6 protein-coding genes are annotated in these 7,279 nt (G+C 68.8%); all 6 read right to left on the bottom strand.

All coding sequences use genetic code 11. The features are described 5' to 3' along the window. Nucleotides 1-430 (bottom strand): contractile injection system protein, VgrG/Pvc8 family (locus KGA65_RS16365; RefSeq protein WP_255650593.1); only part of this gene is annotated, 430 nt, incomplete at its 3' end. Between the two features lie 25 nt (nt 431-455). Next, nucleotides 456-3,104 (bottom strand): type VI secretion system ATPase TssH, encoded by a 2,649-nt coding sequence (gene tssH, locus KGA65_RS16360; protein WP_225864193.1) that lies wholly within the window; start codon nt 3,102-3,104, stop codon nt 456-458. Nucleotides 3,105-3,132: 28 nt separating this feature from the next. Next, nucleotides 3,133-4,203: a type VI secretion system baseplate subunit TssG gene (gene tssG, locus KGA65_RS16355; RefSeq protein WP_225864192.1), complete on the bottom strand. Its 1,071-nt coding sequence runs from the start codon at nt 4,201-4,203 to the stop codon at nt 3,133-3,135. Between the two features lie 28 nt (nt 4,204-4,231). Continuing rightward, a complete protein-coding gene (gene tssF, locus KGA65_RS16350; protein WP_225864191.1) occupies nt 4,232-6,079 on the bottom strand; it encodes a type VI secretion system baseplate subunit TssF in 1,848 nt (615 codons plus the stop codon). A gap of 19 nt (nt 6,080-6,098) precedes the next feature. Next, nucleotides 6,099-6,623, bottom strand: a complete 525-nt coding sequence (gene tssE, locus KGA65_RS16345; RefSeq protein ID WP_225864190.1) for a type VI secretion system baseplate subunit TssE — start codon at nt 6,621-6,623, stop codon at nt 6,099-6,101. A gap of 111 nt (nt 6,624-6,734) precedes the next feature. Then, a complete protein-coding gene (locus KGA65_RS16340; protein WP_225864189.1) occupies nt 6,735-7,253 on the bottom strand; it encodes an Hcp family type VI secretion system effector in 519 nt (172 codons plus the stop codon). Nucleotides 7,254-7,279 lie beyond the last annotated feature (26 nt).

Below are 7,279 nucleotides of genomic sequence, written 5' to 3'. Positions count from 1 at the left end.
GCAGGGCCAGCCAGGGTTCGATGACCAGGCGGTAGCGGGCCAGGCCGCCATCGGAGCCCACCAGGGCCGCGGCCACCACATGGCCGTGCCAGGGGCGCAGCTCGCCGCGGCTGTCCTGGCACAGCAGTTCCAGCAGGGCGGGCTGGCCGATGAGCTGCTTGAGCTCCAGGTGGGTGTCGGTGCTCAGCGCATGCACCACCAGGCGCAGGCCGGCGCGGGTGGGCCCCAGGTCCAGGCCGGGGATGTCGTCCGACAGGCTGGGGCCCTGCTGGGGGCCGATGCCTTCCCAGACGTGGACATCCTCGGCGAACAGCGCGTCCGGGCCCAGCGGCGTGTGCAGGTGCAGCAGGCGGCTGTCCTGGGTCAACCCGCCCAGCAGGGAGGTCCAGGCGGCGCTCAGGGCCGTGTTGATCAAGGTGTCAGCGTCCATGGCGGGTGTCTCTCATGGGGCGACCTCACTGCACCGTGTACTTGAAGTCGCCGTTCTTGGTGGCGCTCACCTTGATGCGGCGCACCGCCTCGCCCTCCGCCATGCGGGCCAGCACCTGGCCGGCGATCTCGGGCAGCAGGGTGCCGTTCAAGATGTGGTCCACATTGCGCGCACCGGTGTCCACCTCGGTGCAGCGGGCCAGCACGGCGTCCACCAGCTTGTCGTCGTAGACGAAGTCGGCCTGGTGGTGCGCAGCCACACGGGCGGCGATGCGGTCGAGCTTGAGGCGGATGATGCGGTCCAGCGCGTCGTCGCCGATGGCGTAGTAGGGAATGACTTTCATGCGGCCCAGGAAGGCGGGCTTGAAGGTCTTGTACAGCACCGGGCGCAGCGCTTCGGCCAGGGCCTCCGGCGCGGGATACTCGGCCGCCGGCTTGTTCACACAGGCCTGCATGATCTGCGAGGAGCCGATGTTGCTGGTCAGGATGATCAGCGTGTTGCGGAAGTCGATCTCGCGGCCCTCGGCGTCGTCCATCACGCCCTTGTCGAAGACCTGGAAGAACATCTCCAGCACGTCCGGGTGGGCCTTTTCCACCTCGTCGAGCAGCACCACGCTGTAGGGTTGGCGCCGCACGGCCTCGGTCAGCACGCCGCCTTCGCCGTAACCCACATAGCCCGGGGGCGAGCCCTTCAGGCCGGAGACGGAGTGGGCCTCCTGGTACTCGCTCATGTTGATGGTGATGAGCTTCTTCTCGCCACCGTAGAGCAGGTCGGCCAGGGCCAGGGCGGTTTCGGTCTTGCCCACGCCGCTGGGGCCGACGAACATGAACACGCCCTTGGGCTTGTTCGGGTCCTCCAGGTTGGCGCGGCTGGTGCGCACCCGCTGGGCGATGGCCGCCAGCGCGTGCGATTGGCCGATGACGCGCGCCTCCAGCAGGGGCTGCAGGTTCAGCACGGTCTTCAGGTCGTCCTTGACCATCTTGCCCAGCGGGATGCCCGTCCAGGCGGCGACGATGGCGGCCACCACATTGCCATCCACGTCCACCGGCACCAGCGGGGCTTCGCCCTGCAGCGCGCCCAGGGCGGCCAGCTTGTCGGGCAGCGGGGTGGCGGGCGGCGCCTGCTCGGTGTGGTTGCGCGCCGCCGCAGCTTCCAGGTCCTGGCGCAGCTGCTGCACCTCGCCCACCAGGGCCTTCTCGGCTTCGTGGCGCTGCAGCAGGGCGTCCAGCTCGGCCTGGCCGTTCTCGCGCTGGGTGCGCAGGGCGCTCAGGCGGACGGCATGGTCGCTGCCGCTGGCGGCCTCGCGTTGCAGTGCGGCGATCTCGGCGTCCAGTCGTTCCAGGCGCTTGCGCAGGTCGTCCACCGCGGCCGGGGTGGCGGCCTGACCCAGGGCCACTTTGGCGCAGGCGGTGTCCAGCACGCTGATGGCCTTGTCGGGCAGTTGGCGGCCGGTGATGTAGCGGGCTGACAGGCGCACAGCCTCGGTGATGGCCTCGTCGCGGATGCGCACGCCGAAGTGCTTTTCCATCAGCGGGGCCATGCCGCGCAGCATCGCGGCGGCCAACTCCTCGCTGGGCTCTTCCACCTTGATGACCTGGAAGCGGCGGGCCAGGGCGGCGTCCTTCTCGAAGTACTTCTTGTACTCGCTCCAGGTGGTGGCGGCCAGGGTGCGCAGCTCGCCGCGGGCCAGGGCGGGCTTGAGCAGGTTGGCAGCGTCGTTCTGCCCGGCCTGGCCGCCCGCGCCGATCATGGTGTGGGCTTCGTCGATGAACAGGATGATCGGGTGCGGGCTCTTCTTGACCTCGTCGATCACGCTCTTCAGGCGGTTCTCGAACTCGCCCTTCACGCTGGCGCCGGCCTGCAGCAGGCCCAGGTCCAGCACGTGCAGGGCCACGCCCTGCAGCGGCGGGGGCACGTCGCCCGCGGCGATGCGCAGGGCCAGGCCTTCCACCACGGCCGTCTTGCCCACGCCGGCCTCGCCGGTCAGGATGGGGTTGTTCTGGCGCCGGCGCATCAGGATGTCGATGGCCTGGCGGATCTCGGCGTCACGGCCGATCACCGGGTCGATCTTGCCGTCGCGGGCGCGCTGGGTCAGGTTGGTGGTGAACTGGTCCAGGGCCGGGGTGGGGCTGGGCGCACTGATGGCAGCCGCCTCGCCCGCTTCGGCGCCGGCACCCGTGGCGGCGGCCGGGCTCTGGCGGGCTTCGTCGGAACCCGCGGTCACGACATCCAGCCGGTGCTTGAGGTCGTCGGCCTTCATCTGGCCGAAGCAGGGGCTGCTGCGCTGGGCCAGTTGGCTCAGCGTCGGCTCGGTCAGCAGGGCCAGCAGCAGGTGGCCGCTGCGGATGCGCGGGTCCAGCGTGTCCAGCGAGGCGATCAGCCAAGCCTGTTCCAGCAGGGTCAGCAGGCGGGTGCCGAACACCGGGGTGCGGGTGTTGCCGTTGCGCAGCCGGGTCAGCTCGCGCTGCAGGTCGGCTTGCAGGGCCTCGGTGGCCACGCCCCAGCGGCGGCAGGCCACCACCAGATCGCTGCGCGGGTTCTCCAGCAGGGCCAGCAGCAGGTGCTCGATGTCCACCTCGTGGTGGCCGTGGGACAAGGTGATCGAGGCGGCCCGTTCGGCGGCTTGGCGGCACACAGGGTCGAGCTTGGCGATCAGGGTCTTCAGGTTGGTCATGGGGACAGCAATGGGCGGGATCGGTGGGTCAGGCTGCGTGGATGTTGTAGGCCGCTTCGGTGCGGTCCACCGGGCTGGCCTGGGAAAGAAGGTAGGTGTTCCAGCCCAGCTGGGGCGGGGTGTCGGGATTGCCCCCCAGGCAGGCGGGCTGGACGTCGCGGGCGCGCAGGCACAGGTGCACCTCGTACTCGAGCTGCAGGCCCGTGGCCAGAGTGAGCAGTTCCTTCAAGGCCAGGGCACCGGGGCCGCCCGGCAGGAAGCGGGCCTGCTGGGCACGCGACAGCGGCCCCAGCGTCAGCCGCACCCGCAGGTCCCGCTGCCAGAGGCGCTCACCCACCAGCGCATCCCGCCCGAGCGTGACGGCACCCAGGCCCAGCCGGCTCTGGTTGGCGGCCTCGACGGGGAACCAGCGGCCGGCGAAGGACTGCAGCTGCACCGGGACACCGAAGTAGTCGGCCAGCACACGCTGCAGTTGGGGAGCGCTGATGACCCGCTGTTGCAAAGCCCCAGCGTAGAAGGCCAGGGCATCGTCGGACACCGCCCCTCGGCTGGGCTGCAGGCGGTTGGCCAGACCCGGCAGGCCCAGGCCGGCCAGGGCCAGCAGCCGGGGACGGAAGGCGGCCGCAGGCGCCACCTCATGTTGCAGCGGCAGCCGGTGCTTGCGCCAGGCGGCATGAAAGAGCGAGAGTGCCCGGTGCTGGAAGATGTCGAAGAAGGCCCGAGCGGCGCCGTCGCGGGCATGGAGTTCGCGCGCCTGCACCTGCTCGGTGTAAGCCAGCGGCAGGGTGCCGGTGACCCCCAGCAGCCCCATGAAGGCCGGGGTGATCTCGATGCGATCGGGATGGTTCGGGTCCGGCCCCTGGGCCTGGAGCGCATGGATCTCGCTGGCCGGAAAGGACAGGGAGAGCGAATTGCGAAAGCGAAGCTCCTCCGGCAGGCGGTCCGCGCGGTCGTCCGGACGGGCCAGCCAACGCTCCAGGAGCCGCACCGCCTGGTGAAAGGCGAAGGCCTGGGGCTGTGCGAGCAGGCGCTGCACGGGGGCCTCGGGTGCCAGATGGGCCACGGGGCGCACCGGGGGCGGCAGAACAGCGGGGGGCACGTCTCGCTTCATGGTCGATGGTGCCGGCTCACAGCAGGGCCTGGTCGCCACTGCGGGGGGGACAGGTGAGCAGCACCTCGCCCGTCCGGTGCGACAGCAGCTTGAGTTGGACGAAGGAATTGATGTGGGCGTACAGCCCCAGGAATCGGTCGAGCACCTGGGCGAACAGGTGTAGGCCACCGCCGACGAAGGCCTGTTCATTGACGCTGAGCCGCACCTCCGTGCCACGCACGAAGGTGGCAAAGGGATTGCCGGGCAGGCAGGCCTGCACAGGTCGGTAGTCCACCTGCATCAGGCCGTCGATCATGCGCTGGCTGTGTGGCAGGTGCGGCAGGTCGTAGAGGCGCAGCATCTCCTTGAGGCCCTCCAACCCGCTGTCGCTCAAGGTCAGATGGTTGAGTGACAGGTGCGACACCAGGCGCCACAAGGCCCCATGGTCGGCCTCGAACCGCAGGCTGGGGGTGGGGCGGCGCAGCAGGCGGATTTCCTTCCACGGGCCTCCGCCTTCCGCGAACAGATCCCCCCCCACCTGGCCGATGCTCATCTGGCAGGGCAGGTCCCGATTGGTGGCGCGCACGTCGATCGACAGGGTGTCGGTCTGCGGCAGGCTGGGGTTGAACTGCAGGTCGACCAAGCCGATCTCGGTCTCGTAGCCCACGCTCTGCCCGGCCTGCATGGGATGGCGTTGACTGAACCAGTAGCGCCCCTGGGACTCGCCCTCCTGCAGCAAGTCGTCGTGCTGCAGCGAAAAGAAGGGCTTGAAGCGCTGGATGGACTCGCCCTCGGGGGTCTGGTGCACGCGGTAGACACGGTCGATGGCATAGACCTCGTGGCCAAAGGCGCGGCGACCGTCTGGCAGCACCGGGTAGAGGGTCTTGTCGTGCGTGATACGGATCGGGTCGGCCCGGGTGGCGAACAGGTTGATGACCGGGGCACAGCCCAGCAACAGGTTGCGGGCCCCGACCAGCTCCAGCAGGCGGGCCTCGTGGCTGTCCGGCCTCAGACCGGACAGCGCAATGTGCAGGGTCAACGTCCGTCCTGCCGTGGCGCAGAGCGCTGTGCTCAGCGGGATGTCCACGAAGTTGAACTTGTCCGGAAAGGCGAAGTACTCGGTCAGGAGGCGATAGGCCGGGTGCGAGCGCGCCTCGAAATCCACCAGTGCTTCACCGTCGCCCAGGCCCACCGGTTGGGGAAGCCCTTGCGGGTCACGCGTCCACGGGCCGTTGGCCTGGGTTTGATAGAACAAGCCTGCCACACGGCTGACCAGGGTCTCTCGCAGGGCTGTGACCAGCGAGGGGTCACCATCCAGGTACAGCCGCAGCGACGGCACGTCCAGCGTGGCAAAACTGGCCTGCGGCGACAGCAACTCCAGTTGCAGGGACAGCAAGGTCGTGCATTGGGGGGGGATCGGCGTGCCCGACGGGATGACCGAGGTGGTCTGGACCCGCGCCTGGGCCAACTTCAACGGCAGGATCTGGACCGGTGCCGTGGTCTGGAAGCGGCAGGTCACGCCACGCATCGGGCGCGCGTGCAGCGCTGTGCCCCGTGGCAGCGTCTGTCCCTGGCTCATCTGCGCGGCGCCCGCGCCCAGATCGAAGCAGGCGATCGAGCAGGACGGGAAGGGGCGCAGGTAGTGGGGATAGAGCAGCCCCAGCAGCGATTCGGTGAAGAGTGGGAAGTCATCGTCCAGCCGCTTGTGGATGCGGGCACCCAGCAGCGCGAAGGACTGGATCAGGCGTTCGACATGCGGGTCTTGCAGCACCTCGCCGTTGACCGACAGCCGGCCCGCGATCCGGGGATAGCGTTGGGCGAACTCGTCCGCCTGTGTGCGCAGGAAGGCCAGTTCCCGTTCGTAATGCGGCAGCAGGTCCTGCATGGCGACTTCCTGGTGGGATTCAATGTGTGCGCAGGTCGCTGCGGCTCACGGCGTAATGGTTGGTGCCCGGTTGGAGCATCGCGTCGAAGGCGACGGCCTCGGCGCAAGGGTCCAGGCGCAGGCGGGCCCGGATGGCAAAGCACAGGCCTGCGCCGACCTGGGTGTTGGCGCGAACCTGGACTTCCACCTGCGTCAGGCGGGGTTCATGCACCATCAGGGCGCGGCGAATGGCCTCGTGGATGCGCTGACGGTCCTTGTCGCTGGCGACGTTCAGCGCGCTGAGGTCGGTGAGTCCGAAGGTGAGCAGCGACCGGGCCGCTTGTGGGTAGGCCGGCATCTCGCCCGCTTCCAGGCTGGGCCGGGCATTGAGCAGAGCCTCGAGATCTCGGGCCACCGAATCGGTGATCTGCTGGAGGGACCAGCGGGGACTGAGGTCCGCGCGAGTCTCGGTGTCCGGCGCGTTGCGGAGACCGCGTGTTGGGCGCGGTGCGTCCAGATCCGCGCCCAGCAGTTTGTCCAGCAGAGAGGGACTGAAGAGGTCCATGGCAGGCAGCCTGGCAGGGAAAAAGGGCGGCCTGGAGGCCGCCCGCAAGCAGGGTGGATCGGATGGGGACGAGGTGCGGAACCCCGGTCCCCCCGACTGGCCCCGAGGAGATCAGACCGCGACGTTCTTGCGCAGGTCCCAGCCGGCCACGCCGGTGGACGTGGTCGAACCGTCCGGACGGTGCTGCTTGTATTCCCAGGTGATCTTGCCGTACTTCAGGCCGAAGGTTTCGGCCGGCAGTTCGCCTTCGGTGATGATGGTCTGCACCGAGGAGACCACCACGTCTTCCAGCACGATCTTGTAGTAGTCCACGCGCGACTGCGAGGTCGAGGTGGCGCTCTTGCCGCCGAAGGCGCGGTAGAACGTGATGGTGACCTTGGGATACACCGTGCCGGCCGAGCAGGCGCGGTTCAGCTTGGACGTCGCCTTGTCGATGTCCTTGGTGAACACCATCTCGCCGTGCTCGGTGCGCTCGGCGGTGTGGCCGCCAGCGGACGAGGCGCTGGACGACTTGGGCTGGCGCACGTAGTGCTGGAACGAGGAAACCTCGATCTCGCGAGCGTGCTTCTGGTCGGTACTGTCGCCCTCGAGTTCAGTGGCTCCCTCGAACTTGACGTAGATGTCCTTCATGATTGTTGTCGCTCCTTGTGATGACA

Origin of the sequence: Ideonella benzenivorans, assembly GCF_020387415.1 — a bacterium.
In the GTDB taxonomy this organism is placed as follows: domain Bacteria; phylum Pseudomonadota; class Gammaproteobacteria; order Burkholderiales; family Burkholderiaceae_C; genus Ideonella; species Ideonella benzenivorans.
This window is presented reverse-complemented; position numbering and strand designations above follow the sequence as displayed.